Annotated in this window: 11 protein-coding genes; 5 read left to right on the forward strand and 6 right to left on the reverse strand. The window is 60.7% G+C overall.

The genetic code is table 11. The features are described from left to right. Positions 1–1,046: 1,046 nt before the first annotated feature. Positions 1,047–1,778, reverse strand: coding sequence for a rhomboid family intramembrane serine protease (locus BREU_RS02705; protein ID WP_044089518.1), 732 nt, complete (start codon positions 1,776–1,778; stop codon positions 1,047–1,049). 273 nt (positions 1,779–2,051) lie between these two features. Here BREU_RS02705 and BREU_RS02710 point away from each other — a divergent pair, with 273 nt between their 5' ends. Next, entirely contained in the window at positions 2,052–2,282 is a 231-nt protein-coding gene (locus BREU_RS02710) for a hypothetical protein (RefSeq protein ID WP_044089519.1), read from the forward strand. 215 nt (positions 2,283–2,497) lie between these two features. Here BREU_RS02710 and BREU_RS02715 read toward each other — a convergent pair whose 3' ends face one another. Continuing rightward, positions 2,498–4,942, reverse strand: coding sequence for a glycogen/starch/alpha-glucan phosphorylase (locus BREU_RS02715; protein WP_044089520.1), 2,445 nt, complete (start codon positions 4,940–4,942; stop codon positions 2,498–2,500). A 275-nt stretch (positions 4,943–5,217) separates the two neighbouring features. Between BREU_RS02715 and BREU_RS02720 the strand changes: the two genes are divergently transcribed. Then, positions 5,218–5,646 carry a sterol carrier family protein gene (locus BREU_RS02720; protein ID WP_044089521.1) on the forward strand — a complete coding sequence of 143 codons (429 nt, stop codon included), beginning with the start codon at positions 5,218–5,220 and terminating at the stop codon, positions 5,644–5,646. Between the two features lie 375 nt (positions 5,647–6,021). Here the strand turns inward: BREU_RS02720 and BREU_RS02725 are convergent, their stop codons facing one another. Next, on the reverse strand, positions 6,022–6,405 hold the full coding sequence (locus tag BREU_RS02725; protein WP_044089522.1) for a DUF3073 domain-containing protein: 384 nt from the start codon (positions 6,403–6,405) through the stop codon (positions 6,022–6,024). Between the two features lie 134 nt (positions 6,406–6,539). On the opposite strand from BREU_RS02725, the gene trpS reads away from it, so the two are divergent. Beyond that, positions 6,540–7,631, forward strand: a complete 1,092-nt coding sequence (gene trpS, locus BREU_RS02730; protein ID WP_044089524.1) for a tryptophan--tRNA ligase — start codon at positions 6,540–6,542, stop codon at positions 7,629–7,631. A 673-nt stretch (positions 7,632–8,304) separates the two neighbouring features. On the opposite strand, the gene BREU_RS02735 is transcribed toward trpS, so the two are convergent. After that, positions 8,305–9,330, reverse strand: coding sequence for a hypothetical protein (locus tag BREU_RS02735; protein ID WP_044090684.1), 1,026 nt, complete (start codon positions 9,328–9,330; stop codon positions 8,305–8,307). Between the two features lie 222 nt (positions 9,331–9,552). Here BREU_RS02735 and BREU_RS02740 point away from each other — a divergent pair, with 222 nt between their 5' ends. After that, positions 9,553–11,190: an amidohydrolase gene (locus tag BREU_RS02740; RefSeq protein WP_044090683.1), complete on the forward strand. Its 1,638-nt coding sequence runs from the start codon at positions 9,553–9,555 to the stop codon at positions 11,188–11,190. Between the two features lie 270 nt (positions 11,191–11,460). Here BREU_RS02740 and BREU_RS02745 read toward each other — a convergent pair whose 3' ends face one another. Both BREU_RS02745 and BREU_RS12275 read right to left on the reverse strand, forming a co-directional pair. Beyond that, on the reverse strand, positions 11,461–13,098 hold the full coding sequence (locus BREU_RS02745) for a sodium/proline symporter (protein WP_152598635.1): 1,638 nt from the start codon (positions 13,096–13,098) through the stop codon (positions 11,461–11,463). 157 nt (positions 13,099–13,255) lie between these two features. Next, entirely contained in the window at positions 13,256–15,385 is a 2,130-nt protein-coding gene (locus BREU_RS12275; RefSeq protein ID WP_238566986.1) for a threonine/serine exporter family protein, read from the reverse strand. A gap of 692 nt (positions 15,386–16,077) precedes the next feature. Between BREU_RS12275 and BREU_RS02755 the strand changes: the two genes are divergently transcribed. Next, complete coding sequence (locus BREU_RS02755) at positions 16,078–18,831, forward strand: phosphoenolpyruvate carboxylase (protein WP_044090680.1); 2,754 nt, start codon at positions 16,078–16,080, stop codon at positions 18,829–18,831. Positions 18,832–19,187: the final 356 nt, after the last annotated feature.

A 19,187-nucleotide genomic window follows, 5' to 3' on the forward strand; every position in this document is an offset into this window, starting at 1 on the left:
GCACGAGGACGCACCCGGTTCTCGAACACGACCCGGGACAGATAGGACCATCGACGACGCGGACGTCCCGATGACCATGCCTTTCACGTTGAGAAGACGCCTGAACAAGCTGCCCATCAGGAGCTTTTCGGCCGTTGTTCTTCGTGGTTGATGAACATCCAACCCAAAAACGCTTCTCTCTCTTACCGGCTCAACGGCCCAACCACGAACCGCCGTCCACGAAAACAGCAACAGCGCCAGTCGGGAAGGCAATCCACAGGGGTTATACCCAGCTATCCACATGTTATCCACTAGTTATCCACATGGTTATCCACACGATGTGGATGAATTACATATCTGTAGTTTTCCACCGAATGTGGAAAACTCTGTGGATAAGTAGTGGATAAGTAGTGGATAAGCACCATTCGACGGTGCATAACACGTGGATAACTGCGAAATACCTCGAATACAACCGCTGTGGATATGTCCGCGGCCGAAGTCTCCCATGAGTTATCCACATTTGTTGTTGATGGACTTGTACACATCCCCACATCACAGGAGCTCCCCTCCTCACATCACGGAAGCTCCCTCAGACACATATCCACAAGTTATCCACCGTCTTATCCACAATTGTGCACAACTATCCACTGTTAACCTAACCATTACCTGCCAGTCACCATCCCCAGCACATAACGCTGCGCCAATCGCCGGGGAACCGGAACGCCAACGACGAAATACCCACGCGACAGCCCTAGCGGTATGCCTCGTAATTGGTTGAGTGGTGCTGGCTCCCTCTGATGGACGTTGCCGTGAAGCAAACAGCGGAGCTGTTTGTAGGCAACGTGCGAGCCGACAGGCGAGCCAACAGAACACGCGCACAGCGCGTCCATAATTGCAGGACCGTTGCCGTGAAGCAAACAGCGGAGCTGTTTGTAGGCAACGTGCGAGCCGACAGGCGAGCTGGCAAACCGCGCGCAGAGCGCGTCCCTGATTGCAGGACGGGCTGTCAGCGAAGCTGACTGAGGGAGAGAAAAGCTGAATCCCTCAATTATTTACGAGACAGGACACTAGTAGGAATATGGGTTTGCGAGGGCGCATAGCACTATTACGACGACCACCAGCGCCGTCACCGGCCACCCGTAGACCTGCATACGCCATGCCAGGCTTTTGCCACGCCAAGCAGGCACGCCGCTGGTCAGCAGCCAAGTCAGCGCACCGCCAATGAGGAATCCGCCCACATGCGCCTGCCACGCCACGCCACCGACTACGAACGGCAACGCGAAGTTAATTGCCATCCACACCATCATCGAACGCATATCCGCACCAATACGCCGATACACCACCAGAATCGCCGCGAACAGCCCGAAAATCGCGCCTGACGCACCATACGCAGCCATGCGCCACCCCTGACCGTCCGGAGCGAGCACGCCCCACAGCATCAATCCCATGGCGCCGCCGAGACCGGAAATCATATACAGGCCGAGGAAGCGCCAGTGACCCATCAGACGCTCCAGCACAACACCTACCGAATACAGCGCAATCATGTTGAACAGAATGTGCATTATTGTGTTCGGCGCGTGGAGGAACATCGACGTCACCACAGTCCACGGGCGTTGCATCACGGAGGCGGGCGAGAACATGCCCCCGAGGAGGAGGAGCGACTGCAGGTACGGCGAAAGGAACCCCGCTATCACCTCAATCATCCAGATCACGGTGCAGATGGCGATCAACGCCCATGTGACGACCGGACCGCCACGTTCCCATTGCTGACGTATTTCCTGTTTGGTAGGCATATGCATGGGGCCAACTGTATCCGATGTATCAGAGCTTGGGAGCGAATTCCCTTGCCGGAGAAGCTGTCCGGAAAAGCTGCCCGGCAAAGCTGATCATTATCCTGCCCCAGCAATCCGCAGACGACATAACTACCCCGCTGTCGGCTTCGCCGGCCGCGGCGGCTAATCTCCCGGCGATTCAATCCACCCAATCGTCACAATCATCGGCCTAGAATAGGGAGCAGAGTCGGTCTTGGATGGACATGCCGACCAGACGATCCCTGAAGGAAAGGAGCCGTCATGGAGAACAACTCTTCTTCTAACGGTTGGAAGTTCTTCGCGCTGCTGTTTGGCGCAGCGCTGGCCGCGCTTGTTGGCCTGTACATCTACAAGCAGCAGAACCCGGATTACGATCCGTGGGAGGAGCCGTGGGAGAACAGCTCTTCGCCGGTCGATCTGGGCCTGAACAAGGCCGAGGACAAGGGCGACGAGGCTGAGGGTGAAGCCGCAACAGCCCCTGCCGAGGCCTGATTCGGCAGCGTTAACGCAGGAAGCCCCGCAACCATTCGATGTGGTTGCGGGGCTTCTTTCGTGTGATTATTGCCGGTGATTCACAACCGATCGGGGAGGGGCGGGGAGTGCATCTCGACACACTCCCCGCCCCTCCATTTCCGATTTCAGCTGTCAATCATTCGACAGTCGTGAGGCAGGAACCCGCGCGCAGCTGGCGCGCCGGTTCCTAGCCGTCAGGCCAGAGGACCGGTGTGCCAGATACGCTCGAGGTAATCCTCCATCGAGCGATCGGAGCTGAAGTAGCCGGAGTTGGCGACGTTGAGCAGGGCCTTGCGGTTCCACTCGAGCGGGTCGCGGTAGAGCTTCTCGATCTGGGCCTGAATGTCGGCGTAGGAGGAGAAGTCGGCGAGGGCCATGAACCAGTCCTTGGTCAGCCAGTCGGCGACCAGCGGGGCGTAGGTGTTACGGTCACCGTTGGAGAAGGTGCCGTTGGCGACGAGGTCGATGGCGTGCTTCAGACGAGGATCGGCTTCGTAGTACTTGGCCGGATCGTAATCCTCAGCGTAGAGCTTCTCGACCTCATCAACGGTCATGCCGAAGAGGAAGAAGTTCTCAGCGCCGACCTTCTCACGGATCTCGACGTTGGCGCCATCGAGGGTGCCGACGGTGAGCGCGCCGTTGAGGGCGAACTTCATGTTACCGGTGCCGGAAGCTTCCTTGCCGGCCTGGGAGATCTGCTCGTCGAGCTCGGTGGCCGGGATGAGGTTCTGGGCCATCTCGATGTTGTAGTTCGGGAGCATGTGGACGGCGAGCTTGCCCTTGACGTCCGGGTCGTTGTTGATGACCTTGGAGACGTTGTTGATCAGCTCGATGGTCAGCTTGGCCAGGTAGTAGCCCGGAGCGGCCTTGGCGCCGAAGAACACGGTGCGCGGCAGGATCTCCTCGGCGGAGACCTCACCCTTCTTGAGGGCGGCGTACTGGGAGATGACCAGCAGGATCTTCAGGCTCTGGCGCTTGTACTCGTGCAGACGCTTGACCATGGTGTTGAACAGGGTGTTCTCGTCCACGTCGATGCCGTAGTGCTGCTTGGCGAAGCCCACGAAGGCGTGCTTGTTGGCCTGCTTGACGGCGGCGAACTTCTTGACGAACTCGTCGTCCTGGGCCAGCGGGACCAGACCCTGGAGCAGGTCGAGGTCGGACAGCCACTTGTCGGTGCCCAGACCCTCGGTGATGAGGTCGGACAGGCCGGGGTTGGCGAGCTTGATGAAGCGACGAGGAGTGACGCCGTTGGTCACGTTGGTGAACTTGTCCGGGTAGGCGTCGGAGAAGTTCTTCAGGGTGACGTCCTTGAGCAGCTGGGAGTGAAGCTCGGCCACGCCGTTGACGTGGGAGCCGCCGTAGGTGGCGAGGTAGGCCATGCGGACGGCGTCACCGGTGTAGATGCGCATGTCTTCGATGGTCTTGTCGTCGATGCCATTGTCCTTGAGCTCGTCCTCGAACTGCTCGTTGATCTTCTCGATGATCTCGAGGTGACGCGGCAGCAGCTCGCCGATCAGGCTGGCCGGCCAGACCTCGAGGGCCTCCGGCAGCAGGGTGTGGCAGGTGTAGTTGAAGGTCTTCTGGGTGATGCCCCAGGCGGTGTCCCAGTCGTAGTCGTACTCATCGATGAGGATGCGCATGAGCTCCGGGATACCGATCACCGGGTGGGTGTCGTTGAGCTGGAAGGTGATCTTGTTCGGGAAGGTGGTCAGATCCGGCTTGTCCTGGCCCGGGTAGAAGACGCGGATGGCGTCATGCAGGGAGGCGGACACGAAGAAGTACTGCTGCTCAAGACGCAGCTCCTTGCCAACCTTGGTGGAGTCTTCCGGGTACAGGATCTTGGAGATGTTCTCGGCCTTGACCTGCGGCTTAACGGCGTCGAGGTACTCGCTCTTGTTGAAGGCGAGCAGGTCGAACTCGTCGTAGGACTTGGCGGTCCACAGGCGCAGGGTGTTCACACGGCCGGAGGCGTAACCGGGGACCAGGTAATCCACCGGCACAGCGCGGACGGACCAGGCCGGCTTCCAGACCTTCTTGCCGTTCTCTTCGACGACTTCGCCGCCGAAGGAGACCTTCTGGTCGCGGTTGTAGTCGACGTGACCCCACGGCTCTTCGTTGGTCAGCCAGTAATCAGGGGTTTCGACCTGCTTGCCGTTCTCGTCGAAGGTCTGCTTGAAGATGCCGTACTTGTACTGGATGCCGTAGCCGAACGCCGGCACGCCCAGGGAGGCGAGGGAGTCGATGAAGCAGGCGGCGAGACGGCCGAGGCCGCCGTTGCCGAGACCCGGCTCGTATTCGGCGTCGACGATGTCCTTCGGCTGGAAGCCCAGCGCTTCGACGGCGGCGTCGAACTGCTCGGTCAGACCGGCGTTGAGCAGCGCGTTCTCCAGCTGCTTGCCCATGAGGAACTCAGCGGAAAGGTAGCCAACAGCCTTGGTGTTGCCGTTGACGGTGTCGGCCTGGGTCTTGAACCAGGAATCGGCGAGGTGGTTGCGCACGGCCTTGGCAGCGGCAACGTAGACGTCAGCGGCAGTTGCCTGCTCGGGGGTGACGTTCTGGGTGTACTTGAGTTGTTCACGAATCTCGTCGGCGAACTGCTCTGCCGTGACGGGAGACTTGGGTGCGGTGATTTCGGTCATTATGACTTTCCTTCCAGGATAATTGCCCGTATTCATTATGCCGCGCAATAGGTAGCGCGATATGAACGTACGTATGAACTCTCCGTAACGGCATCGGCAAAGATCGTTATGCATACGTTCGCATAACAGAGCCTAGCATGACTACGTAGTTTGTGCATCTTTCATGCCTGTCATCGTTTGCAGACACAGGTAAAACCATGCCCCGGCAGCACCGCCTCGCCACAGTTCACCATGCCGCGACACGGCCGGGCGCCGTCCCGTGCGAAGATGGACGCATGGCTGTCATTTTGGAAAAAGACCTGAAACGCGGGGCCGAGGCGCTGCACCAGTGGAGCGACGCAGCCCATGAAGCCTCACTCGCCGCAGACTCGACCAGCGTCTCGGACCGTCTCGCCATCGCCCCCACGCTGCCGCGACCGGCATGGGCCATGGCCGTGCGATACTCCTTATTCCTTTTGGAGCGCAAGGTGCCCGGCCCCGGCGTGGAAGTACGCGTGGCGCCGTGGGGTGCAGTCAAGATACTGGACGGCCCGGCATCGGATCCGCATAATCTCACACCGCCCGATGTCATCGAACTCGAACCGGAAGTATGGCTGCGTCTGGCCTGCGGCATCACGACATGGGCGGAGGAAAAGGACGCCGGCCACATCAGCGCGGTCGGCGAACGCGACGACCTGAGCGACCTGCTGCCGCTGGCTCGCTGATTCTATTCCGGCTCTCCTTGTCAGGACAGCACCGTAAAGCAAACAGCGGAGCTGTTTGTAGGTGCTGTGCGAGCCGACAGGCGAGCTGGCAAACCGCGCGCGAAGCGCGTCCACAATTGCAGGACCAGCACCGTAAAGCAAACAGCGGAGCTGTTTGTAGGTGCTGTGCGAGCCGACAGGCGAGCTGGCAAACCGCGCGCGAAGCGCGTCCATAATTGCGGGACCAGCACCACTCAACCAATTACAACCGAATCAATGGCTCTTCAGTCATACTTAACAATCCACAAACAAACCCGAATGAATAAAGGCACCCACTACCGGGTGCCTTTATTCGTTACTGCGCTTTCGATACTGGATTCTCAGTACCGACTACCGTCACTGCTTCGGCTTGAGCGCGCTCGGAATCGGGCGCGGCTTCGGCATCGGAATCGGCTTGTGAGGAGCTACCGGCTTGGCGGCCGTCGTCTTCGGGAATTCACCGCTGGTGGCCTTGGCCGCAGCCTCAGCCGCCCACTTGGCGTACTCGTCCAAATCATCGTCCGCAACGGGAGCGGCATGCTTGCTGTTGGCGGAATCATCGGATTTCACATCGGTGTCCGCATATTGGTCTTCAACGTCGGCGAACGGGTCAACAGAACCTGTTCCCGGCTCTTGCTCACTCAGCTCTTTTGCCAGCTCATCGTAATCGGTGTCGGTAGTCAGATACTTCAGCTTACGGGCTATTTTCTGCTGTTTTGCCTTCTGACGTCCGCGGCCCATCTGACCCCCTGAAATTACTATGCTGTTCGATTCATCAACTTAAGAGAGTACCACCTAAAATGTCCATGTTCGTTGTCGGCTCACACTTTTACCATAAAAGCGTTTATTTCCAAGGCACTTTCAAAGGAATCCGCATGACCGACGAGCAGCAACTGACAGCGGCAGGCAATGAAATGAGCGCGAGCTTCCTCGCGGCGAAGAAGCGTTCCGACGAGACGCTTGCCAAGCTCGAGGCCGAGCCTGGCAAGTTCACGATGCTCACCGGCGACCGCCCCACCGGACGTCTGCACCTGGGCCACTACTTCGGCTCCATCAAGGAGCGCGTGGCCATGCAGAACAAGGGCGTGCATTCGAACATCATCATCGCGGACTACCAGGTGATCACCGACCGCGACACCACCGAGCACATCCAGGAGAACGTGCTCAATCTGGTGCTTGACTACATGGCCGCCGGCATCGACCCGAAGAAGACCATGATCTATGCGCACTCCGCCGTGCCGGCCGAGAACCAGCTGCTGCTGCCGTTCCTCTCCCTGGTCACCGAGGCCGAGCTGCACCGCAACCCCACCGTGAAGTCCGAGATGGAGGCGTCCGGCCACGCGCTGACCGGCCTGCTGCTCACCTATCCGGTGCATCAGGCATGCGACATCCTCTTCTGCAAGGCCAACGTGGTGCCGATTGGCAAGGACAACCTGCCGCACATCGAGATCACCCGCACCATCGCCCGTCGTTTCAACGAACGCTACGCCAAGAAGCACCCGGTGTTCCCGGAGCCGGCCGCCATCCTGTCCGACGCGCCGGAGATTCCGGGCCTGGACGGCCGCAAGATGAGCAAGTCGTACGGCAACTCCATCATGCTGGGCGCCACGGCCGAGGAGACCGCCAAGCTCATCAAGAAGAGCCCCACCGACTCCGAGCGCCGCATCACCTTCGACCCGATCGCACGTCCGCAGGTCTCGGCGCTGCTGACCACCGCCGGTCTGGTGACCGGCCGCGACCCGAAGGAGATCGCCGAGGAGATCGGTGACGCCGGCGCAGGCGCGCTCAAGGCGTATGTGATCGAATCCGTGAACAGCTTCCTGGCCCCGCACCGCGAGCGCCGGGCGGAACTCGCCAAGGACATGGACTACATCCGCGACGTGCTCGAGGACGGAAACAAGCGCGCCAACGCCATCGCCGAGGAGACCCTCGACCAGGTGCGCGAGGCCATGGGCATGAAGTACTGACCGGCTCCGACCGGTTCGGGGCCTCCGCCAAATCCATCATCCGAATCCCGCTCATTGCAATGACTACGGTCGTGCAATGAGCGGGATTTGCTGTATCTCATCGGCAACACGCCGCGATGCGTTTCAAACTGTCGCAAAAAGCAGGTGCAGCAACGGGCGCGCGCAATAAGACAGCCGCGAAAATCGACATCACCGGATTAAATCATGCTGATCATGCCTCGGCAACATGCCTCGGCAACAGCTATCTGCTTTCAATGAGGTACTTTTACGACTTTGCGGAAAGCTATCTGCCTTCAATGAGGTATCGAAAACAGGAAACCGAGAGTATGTCTGGCGTTATTGCAGTGCTTGTACTCGCAATATCCCGTTATAGGCACCACACTGAAGGCAGATAGCTTTCCGCAAAGCCCCGGATGTACCTCATTGAACGGAGATACAAGAAAATAGAGGAGCGCACGTCCACATCTCCGAGGCATGGCGCAGTATTCCACGGAAACCCTTGTCCACAACAACGTCATTCCCGACGAAGCAACACCATCATGGGACTCATCATGGCCCGTCACCTCGATGAAACACGTACCACCCACATCACGTACCTCAGAACCCATGGATGAGCAGCAATCAGAGACGTTCCCCACTCACAGTAGTGATACGCGAGCAACATACGACGTATCTATGCGACGGCATCTAACTCATCCGAGGCAGCACCAAAAACAGCACCATCACCATTGCCGGCATGCAACAATGGCGTGAAATGGAGCTTCTCATGCATCGGCTTGCGACGCAAACCCCGACCATCGCAAACCTGCAATATGGTCTTGCGAGCAGTCAGCTCGACATGCTGCCCGACTACCTCCTCTATCCTCCTCGCCACCCTTCTCGCCAAGGCTTCTTCGCTCTCATCGTCTCCGAGGTCGAGTTTGGTGACCTGCACGTATTGCCATCCTTCATCTTCAATCGCCTGCCGTCTTCTCGTGTCATTCAGCCATTGTCCGGCATGATGAGAACCATCGTATTCAATGCAGACCTTGAATTCCGGATACGCCAAATCAAGGTACACGGGCTTGCGATTCCTTCCTGCGACAATCGGGTAATTCACCTGCGGGCAGTCCAAACCATATTTCAGCATCACCAACCGCGTTCGACTCTCCATCGAAGAGTCCGTGCCGCTTCTCGCCAACAGCAATGCCCGTTTGCAATTCTCATAACCCGGGAACAGTCTGGCCCGCTTTCCTTCGCCTTGCATGGTTCGAACCTGCGATTCCGCCGCATGCACATATGCGGCGAGTTCGTCCAATGTCGTTCGGCACAACCTCCCGTTCCTGCGCATCATCGAATCGGCCAGCACTATGAGTTCCTCCAAATCCAGATAGGCTGCGAACATCGCCCATGTGCAAGCTGGGGACGTGCACGGGAATTGACGTTCGACCATGACCTCGTCCAAAGGAAACGACCAGACGACCGGCGTGACACCATAAATACGGTATCGTTGGCTCGCATGCGAGACGGCGACTACGGCAGTGTTCTTCAGCCGTCGGCATTTACTGGACAGTCGGGGCAGCTCAATCGCCTGAAGCTCCAAAGCGGTCATCAGGGCATAAGGAGGACGCCACCCGCTACGCTGCTGAATCTCTGCGCACGCTTTCATGCGCTGGTACTTGAGTTCCGTCAGTTCCGACAATGTGTCCGCCCCGCCCATGATGATCACTCCTTTGTGACATACAGCACGGGTATTGGGAACCCGCATAATCGCAAGTCTAAAGACCGACGCCACCGCTTGTCCATCGTCCTGTTTTTCTGGTGGATAAATGTGGATAACACGGTGGATAACCCGGTGGATAACTCCGCATATGGCACAGGGTAGCCCGAGTTGTTCCCGGAACCGCAGCCAGCATTCACACAGGCGTGGCATGATGTCGGTATGAGCAGCTTGGTGCATATCGTCAATGCAGGTATTCCCGGAACGCGGGGACACGTGGACGTGGTGCTTCGCAATGGGAGCGTCGCGTCCGTCAGCCCGACCCCGACAGCGGAGAACGGTGGCGCTATGACGCGCAGCGGAGGCTCGCCGTCCGGCGAATCCACAACCGATGGGGGCGCAACCACAACCACCATCGACGCTGATGGGCTGTGGGTCATTCCCGGTCTGTGGGACTGCCACACGCATTTCACGCAATGGGCCAAGACACTGGGGCGTCTCGATCTCATCAATGCGCATTCGGCGGCCGAGGCGATGGATATGCTGCGCGCGCATCTGGATGAACGACGCGCGGCCGGGACCCTCAACCCTGATGCGTTCGTAGTGGGCATGCGTTTCCGTCATTCGCTGTGGGCCGACGACGAGCAGCCCACGCTGGCTGCCATCGACGCCGCGTCCGGCGAGCAGCCGGTGGCGCTTTCCAGTGCGGACATGCACTGTGGTTGGGTCAATTCCGCGGCGGCGCGCCGGCTCGGGGTCCACGTGGACGGCAAGACCGGCCTCGTGGGCGAGCTCGAGTGGTTCAACGCGTACACGCAATTCGATTCGGTTCCGGGAGCCGCCGAGGAGACCGACCGGTTGTTGCGCGAGGCGGAGAAGGACGCTGCCGGCAAGGGCATCGTCGGCATCCGAGACTACGAAATGGCCGAGAACATCAACACATGGATCGCTCGTTTCTCGGCCGGCATCAACGGCCTGCGGGTGGATACCGGCGTCTATCCCGAACGTCTGCGGGAGGCTATCGACGCAGGCTGGCATACCGGCGACCCGTTGCCCGGCAGCCATGGCCTGGGGCGCGTCGGCGCCATGAAGCTCATCGCGGACGGCTCGCTCAACACACGTTCCGCGTATTGCTCCACGCCGTATTCCGGCATCGAACCCCCAACCTACGGCACCCTGAGCTACACGCCGCAGCAGATTGAGGATTACATGCGTCTGGCCACCGAACATGGCTTCGACATCGCCTGCCACGCCATTGGAGATGAGGCAAACACCATTGTTCTGAACGCGGCGGAGGCCACCCATGCCCACGGCTCGATCGAGCATGCCCAGATGCTCAAGCCCCGGGATATTCCACGCCTGGCGGCGTTGGGCCTTGATGCGAGCATCCAGCCCCAGCATGCGATGGACGACCGAGACGTCATAGCTCGATTCTGGGCCCATCCCGCCGGCATCCCCTACCCGTTCCGCGCTCTCGCCGATACCATGGCTGTGGCTGCCGAAGATGCGCGCACGCGCGGAATCACGGGCATTCCCGGCAGCGGCCGATACGGACAAGCGCGGTTGCGCATGGGGTCCGACGCGCCGGTTGCGCCGCTCGATCCATGGTTGGCCATTTCCGCCGCCGTGTTCGAGACCGAAAGCTCGGATCGCGAGCCATTCCAGCCGGAGCAGCGTTTGAGCATTCGCACCGCATTGTCCGCGTCGACGGCCTTGGGACGCGAGTCCGTTCAACCAGGAGACCCGGCTGACCTCGCGCTACTTGACGTTGACCCATACTCCATTGACACGCCTGAGGACATGCGTGCTTTGTCCACGCACGTGGCGATGACATTCCTAGACGGCATGCGCACGCATTAGCGTCATGGTCCCGCGAATAATGTTTTCTTCATCCGCATACACGGTTAGCCTGATCATGCCTCGGCAACAGCTATCTGCCTTCAATGAGGTACTTTTACGACTTTGCGGAAAGCTATCTGCCTTCAATGAGGTATCGAAAACAGGAAACCGAGAGTATGTCTGGCGTTATTGCAGTGCTTGTACTCGCAATATCCCGTTATAGGCACCACACTGAAGGCAGATAGCTTTCCGCAAAGCCCCGGATGTACCTCATTGAAGGCAGATAGCCGTTCACACGCCGCGGACCTCGGACTCCATGACCTTCATCGGCTCATCCACCAACACGGAACCGTTGGGCAGGGTGCCGGGCAACGGGTCGTCCATGTAGTGGTCGAATTCATAGAGCATCTGGTCGCTCGGCGCCTTGGTCACGAGCGACACCACCACAATGAACAACAGCGAGACGATGAATGCCGGCAACAGCTCGTAGATGGCGAACACCCCGCCCATCGGCTTGATGAGGTTATGCCAGATCAGCACGGTCGCGGTGCCGGAAAGCATGCCGGCCACCGCCCCGGCCCGGTTGGTGCGCCTCCAATACAGCGCGCACAGCATCAGCGGCCCGAACGAGGCGCCCAGACCTGCCCACGCATAGGAAACCACCTGGAAGATCGAGGAATTCTGGTCGAACGCCACGAGAACACCGAACAGGAACATCACGACAAGCGTCAATCGGGCCACGATCATGACCTGCCTGTCGGTGGCCTTCTTGTGGAACAGCCCACGGAAGATGTTCTCGCCCATGGCGGAGGCGCCGATAATCATGTACGACGAGCTGGAGCTCATGGAAGCCGCGAAAATGCCGGACACCACCACGCCACACACAAAGCTCGGCAGTAGGGCCTGCGCCAACACGATGAAAATGGTTTCAGCGGATGCCGCAGTGAGCAGGTGGGTGGGCATCATCGCGCGTCCCACAAGTCCGATGCACACGGCGCTGGCCAATGACAGCACGCACCATCCCGTCGCGATGATTCGGGACTTGCGCACTTCCTCGACGCTGCGAATCGACAGGAACCTCACCAGCACCTGCGGCATGCCGAAGTACCCGAGGCCCCACGCCAGCATCGAAACAATGGTGATGACGCCGTAGTCGGTCGGCGCGCCGAAGAGCGCACGCCCCGCTTCGACGATCTGCTCCCCGCTCACCGGGTCAAGCTGAGGAGCCGCTACTTGGGTGCCGGAAAGGAATCCGGGGATGGACTGCAGAAACGCCACGGTATTGCCGATGCCGCCCGCAGACGCCACTGTGCCGATGAACACCACAGCGAGCGCGAAGAACATGAGCAGGCCTTGGATGAAGTCGGTCATCACGACCGAAAGATAACCGCCGACGATGGTGTAGACGAACACCACTGCCGCGCCGACGATCATCATCACGTGGTAGTCAAAGCCGAAGAGCGCGTGGAACAGCTTGCCGACCGTGACGAAGCAGCTGCCCACATACACGCAGAAGAACACCAGAATGATGACGGCGGCGATCGTGGAGATCACGCCACGACGGTCGTGGAAGCGCTTGGCGAAGAAATCCGGGATGGTGATGGCGTCGCCGGCCACCACCGAGTAGCGGCGCAGGCGCCGAGCCACGAGCTTCCAGTTGAGATAGGTGCCGAGCGCCAGTCCGATGGAGGTCCACATCGGGTCGGCTGCACCGGTGAAGTAGGCCAGGCCCGGCAGGCCCATGAGCAGCCAGCCGGACATGTCGGAGGCCTCGGCGCTCAGCGCGGTGAGCCATGGCCCCACGCCACGCCCGCCCGCGAAGTATTCCTTGGAGGAGAAGTTGGACCGTTTGGAGTAGATGAATCCGATGGACAGCATGGCTGCGAAATACAGCACCATGGCCAGCAAAATCCAGAAGTCGTTTGCCAACTGCGTTCCTCTCTATGCTCTCTTGGCTCTATTGGCTCTCTTGCGCGCTGTACTTTTCGATTGAGCGATGCCGACGCTTGCCGCTATCCGCCCGATAGTAGCGGATAGCGGCTCCCCATGCCCAGTCATCGACACGATGCTGAGACTCGGGTGCCGACTAGATGTCGTATCGCCAGGATTTGTCGGTGATGACGCGGGCCATCGCCAGGCCGATCGGCAGGCAAATGATCACCATGAACGCGCGGAACGCCCAATCCAGCGCATTCAACGTGTCGAAACTGCCGAGGTACCACATGGCACGGTACATGTACAGGCCCGGAACCATGATCACGATCGACGGCACGGTCAGGCAGATACGCGGATAGCCGAGGTGCGGGGGCAGCCAGCCCTTGCGCACCGACGAACGCCATGCGGAGGCGAGCAGGCCGGCCAGCAACGCACCGATGAACGCACCGGCTTCAGGCGGCACGTTCATCAGTTCGACGATCTCCAGTCGCAACGTGTCGGTGATGGCGCCAATCAACGCGGCGACCAGGCACATGCGTTGCGGCGAATTGAACATGATGGAGAAGCCCCACACACCGAGGAACGCGAACATGAAGCGCAGCACCCCATTCACCCAGACGTTGAGTCCCAACGGCTCGAATCCGGTGGGGTTCAGATGCACGATGGTGGCGACCATCCAACCTGCGAGCGTGGCCATCAGCACGATGCACAGGAAGTACATCAGGCGCTGGATGCCTGACGGGAAGTCGATTTTGGCCATGTCGAGACCGCTGGTGATCAGCGGGAATCCGGGGATAACGAACAGCATGGCACCGATGTACGCGGTGTCGTGCTGCAGCGCCACCGGGTCGAACAGGCCGATGAGTCGCAGGGTGCCGGTGCAGGCGAGCGCCGCGACGGCCACGCATACGAACGTGACGAAGAACTGGTTGAGATGGTGTTTGAACAGCCGGCGCCGCAGCCAGTGCCCGAGGCCGGCGCCGACGAACGCGCCAATCATGTCGTAGGGGCCGCCGCCGAGCAGGAACACGAAGGATGCGCAAGCGATGGCCGAGGCGAGCCCCGCGAAGGCCGGTGAATACAACGGCTTGCGACGCTCGATCATGTCGAGGCGCTGGTGGGCCTGCCGCACGGTGATGCCCGGGCGCCCCTTCACCGGCTGCTGGCCGACATGGTCGAAGTGGGCGGCGTACTCGCCCTTCGGCGGTTTGTGCGGATTCCCATGACGGTCGGTCGTCGCGGCGGAGACAAAACCGTCGTCCGGCGCAGCACCGTGGCGGCCGGCATGGCCGTGACCGCCATGCACGTCGTGGACATGATGCATTTGATCGCGGATATCCCGGAATTCATGGGCTTCACGGCTCGCCCCTGCGGCAGCGCCGTCTGCACCGGCAGTGCCAGCATTACCTACATCGCCAGCAACACCGACAGTGCCATCCTCTGCGGCTGGCGATTCCGCCGCACCGGCTGCATCGGCCGCCGCACCAGCCGCACTCGTCGCACCGGCGGAATCACTCATATTGTCGACGAATTCCGCGAACTCGACGCCCATCACTTCGGCATCCGCCTGCCCGTCCTCATCGCCATTACGGTGGCGATGGGCAAGGCGCCGGCGTTCCTCCTGCTCGGCGACGGCCGCCCTCGCAGCCAGCGATTCGGTCATCGCGGACTGCGACCAGTCCGTCTCGTGCACGTTGAGCTGTTCGGCCAGCGGCTGGCCCGGATCGGTGTGTCGGCTGGCCTCCTCGAGCGCGTCGAGCACGGCGTCCTGACCTTCCCGCGCATCCGCGCCGACCTGCTCATGCTGCACTTCGGCTTCCTGAGCCTCCGCCTGACGCTCCTTCTTCTCCTCGCGAATCCGCTTGGAAAGATCCGCCGATATCTGCGAGGCGTCCTTCTCGTCGAGATGCTGCATCAGCCCGGAAGACACCTCGGAGGTCTTGTGATACATCGACTCCTCGCCAAGGTTCACGCTGAACCAGTCGGCGAAATGCTCGAGCAGCCAGATGCGCTCGGTATTGACGCCGGTAGTAGGCAGATCGATGACTTCGGTGATGCGGTCCTTGCCGTCCGTGCAGGCGGCTTCGATGTCCGTGAGGTTGACGTCGGCGCGCACGTGCACGCCGAGCGGGTAGGCGATGCGGTGCATCATCTCGCGCACACGGAACGATCCGGTGCCGGCTGAGAGGTCGAGCAGGCCCACGCGCACGATCACGCTGGCTTTGGCTGCGATGCCGGCTTCGGTGATCGGCTTGTCCCAGTCGCGCTCGATGTCCTCCATGTCCAAAGGAATGGAGTGGGTGTGGAAATGCTGCACGGCGATGGCACCGTGTTCGTCGGGTTTGCGGTGTTCCTGATGCGTCTGCGGGTGCTCGATGTGATTCGTCTGCTGCTGCATGCGATTCCCCACTTCCCTAACTTAGTCTCTCGACTCTCGACTGTTGTGTCAGTGTTCCCGCTGCGTTCCTGCTGCATTACCGCTTCCGCGGCGGATTGCACAGTGTCTGCACTGCCGCGAATGGCTGGACGTATCACCGGGATGGATTCGCGGCCAGTGTCTGCCGAGTGGCGTCACGCGCGGGTTTACCGATGCATCCGCAGATGCGTCTCGTCCTAGAACACTCACGGCCCACCAGCAACTCAACGTACCCCGCGCCCTTCCCCGTGCGCACAGTCCCCCAGCTTGCGGTTTCATTTTTTGGACGTTTTCTATTCGATATGTGGAATCAAGAGAAGTGGCGCCACAGGAAGCGCCATTGCCGTCGCGCACACCGGGGCAGCGAATCCGGCATATGGTACCCACACAGTGGACTTCGTAACGTAAATGGCGATTATGCGGCGATACACTGTTGCCCACACAACAACCACGTTGAATACGGGCTGTGGGCTCGCAACGACTGGCCTCAACAACCGCGGAGGAGCCGCGGACGACCAGCAGACCGAGCAACCTGATATTCAGCAAAGGAGGTTAATTTGGCATCAGAAGAAGAACAGATCACTCCCGCTGACGCCGCCATCGTCACCACCGGAACCGGCAAGAAGGGTCCGGAGGAGCATGATCTTCCCGAAAACCTGAAGTACGACATGGATCTGTGCCTGCGGATTCTGCGCGACGTACTGGGCGAATACAATCCCGAACTGCTCTCCACGTTCGACACCGTGCGCAATTACGCGGTCGAGGCCAGCGCCGAGCACTTCGGCGGCTTGGTGGATCCGAACCCCGGCCATGATGGACTGAAGGCCGCCGTCGAGGTCATCGACAACATGACCCTGCACGACGCCCAGCTGCTCGCGCGCGCGTTCGCCACTTACTTCCACCTTGCCAACCTTTCCGAGGAGAACTACCGCGTCTCCGTGCTGCGCCAGCGCGAGAACGACGTCACCGACGACCAGGCCTTCGACCCGGTCAACGAGATGACGTCCGCCTACCACCAGCTCATCAACGAGATGGGCCCGGCCAAGGCCAAGGAGCTGCTCGACCGCCTGGAGTTCCACCCGGTCTTCACCGCGCACCCCACCGAGGCCCGCCGCAAGGCCGTGGAAGGCAAGATCCGCCGCATCTCCGAACTGCTCGAGGAGCACAAGGCCCTTGGCGGGTCGGACAAGAAGGAGAACCTGCGTCGCCTCTACAACGAGATCGACGCCCTGTTCCGCACCTCCCCGATCGCGCTGAAGAAGCCGACCCCCGTCGAGGAAGCGGACACGATTCTCGACATCTTCGACAACACGCTGTTCCACACCATCCCCAAGGTCTACCGCCGCTTCGACGACTGGGTCCTGGGTTCCAAGGCCGGCCTCGTGCCGCCGGTGTGCCCCGCGTTCTTCCACCCGGGCAGCTGGATCGGCTCCGACCGCGACGGCAACCCGAACGTCACCGCCAAGGTCAGCCGTCAGGTGGCCCGCAAGTTCTCCGACCACGTGCTCGCCGCCCTTGAAGAGGCCACCCGCACCGTGGGCAAGAACCTCACGATGGAGGCCGAGACCACGCCGCCGAGCTCCGCTCTGCGTATCCTGTGGAGCCACCAGAAGGAGATGAGCGAGCGTCTGACCGACAAGGCCGCCCTGATCTCCACCAAGGAGCTGCACCGCGCCGTGATGCTGGTGATCGCCGATCGCCTGCATTACACCATCGAGCGCGACGCCGACCTGATGTACCACACCTGCGACGACTTCATCGCCGACCTCAAGACCGTCCAGCAGTCGCTGGCCGACGCGGGTGCCAAGCGCTCCGCCTACGGCCCGCTGCAGGACCTCATCTGGCAGGCTCAGACCTTCGGCTTCCACATGGTGGAGATGGAGTTCCGCCAGCATTCCATCGTGCATTCGCGCGCCCTTGCGGACATCCGCGAGCACGGCCTGCACGGCGAACGCGGAGAACTGCAGCCGATGACCCACGAGGTGCTCGACACCTTCCGCGCCCTCGGCTCCATCCAGAAGCGCAACGGCCTGAAGGCCGCACGCCGCTACATCATCTCCTTCACCAAGAGCGCCCAGAACATCAAGGATGTCTACGAGCTCAACCGTCTGGCGTTCGCGCACCCCGAGGATGTGCCGACCATCGACGTGATCCCGCTGTTCGAACAGCTTGAGGATCTGCAGAACTCGGTGGATGTGCTCGAGGAAATGATCAAGATCCCCGAGGTGCAGGCTCGTCTGAAGGCCACCGGCAACAAGCTCGAAGTCATGCTCGGCTACTCCGATTCCTCGAAGGACGCCGGCCCGACCTCCGCCACGCTGGCCTTGCACTCCGCCCAGGAGCGCATCGCCAAGTGGGCCGAATCGCACGACATCGACCTGACCCTGTTCCATGGCCGCGGCGGCGCCGTCGGTCGTGGCGGCGGCCCGGCCAACCGCGCGGTGCTCGCCCAGCCGGTCGGCTCCGTGAAGTGCCGCTTCAAGCTCACCGAGCAGGGCGAGGTCATCTTCGCCCGCTACGGCAACCCGGTGCTGGCCATCCGCCACGTCGAATCCGTGGCCGCGGCGACCCTGCTGCAGTCCGCCCCGAGCGTGGAGAAGCGCAACACCGACATGACCGAGAAGTATGCCAACATGGCGCACGCGCTGGACGATGCCGCTCACGAGCGCTTCCTCGACCTGCTGCACACGCCTGATTTCGCCCAGTGGTTCTCCACCGTGACGCCGCTGACCGAAATCGGTCTGCTGCCGATCGGCTCCCGCCCGGCGAAGCGCGGCCTCGGCGCGAAGTCCCTGGACGATCTGCGCACGATTCCGTGGATCTTCTCCTGGGCTCAGGCCCGCATCAACCTGGCCGCTTGGTACGGTCTGGGCACCGCATGCGAGAAGTTCGGCGATCTCCAGACGCTGCGCGAGGCGTATGAGGAATGGCCGCTGTTCTCCACCTTCATCGACAACATCGAGATGTCCATCGCCAAGACGGACGAGCGCATCGCCAAGATGTACCTCGCCCTCGGCGACCGCGAGGACCTCAACGAGAAGGTGCTGAGCGAGATGGAGCTCACCCGCAAGTGGGTGCTCGACATCGTCGGCGACAAGTGGCCGCTGCAGCACCGTCACGTGCTCGGTCAGGCCATCCGCATCCGCTCTCCGTACGTGGACGCCCTGTCCGTCACTCAGGTGCTGGCGCTCAAGTCGCTACGCAAGAAGGTGGACAAGGAAGAGCTCTCGCAGAGCCAGCAGGCCGGATTCATCTATCTAATCCTCTGCACCGTTTCAGGTGTCGCTGCCGGCCTGCAGAACACGGGCTGATTTTCTGCATCGACACCTATCATCGGGAAGCCCCGCTCTGGTGAGCGGGGCTTCCCTGTTTTTGAGGTTATGAATCCGATGATCAAGGCGCGCGGCAGGCGCAATGTGCAGGCGCAATGTGCAAGAGGATGTTCCCAAAATAGGCGCTATTGCTGTTTTCGTGGGTGGTTGTTTGCCGGTGAGGCGTTGAACCGGTAAGAGAAGAGCGCTTTTTGGTTAGGATGTTCATCGACCAAGAAAAACACAACCGAAAAGCGCCTGATGAACAGCATATTCAAACAGCTCCTCAACGTCAAAGGCATGGTCGTCGAGAACGTCCGCATCGTCGACGGGCCCATGCGCCCCGAACCCGTGCG

The organism is Bifidobacterium reuteri DSM 23975 (assembly GCF_000741695.1).
GTDB lineage: Bacteria > Actinomycetota > Actinomycetes > Actinomycetales > Bifidobacteriaceae > Bifidobacterium > Bifidobacterium reuteri.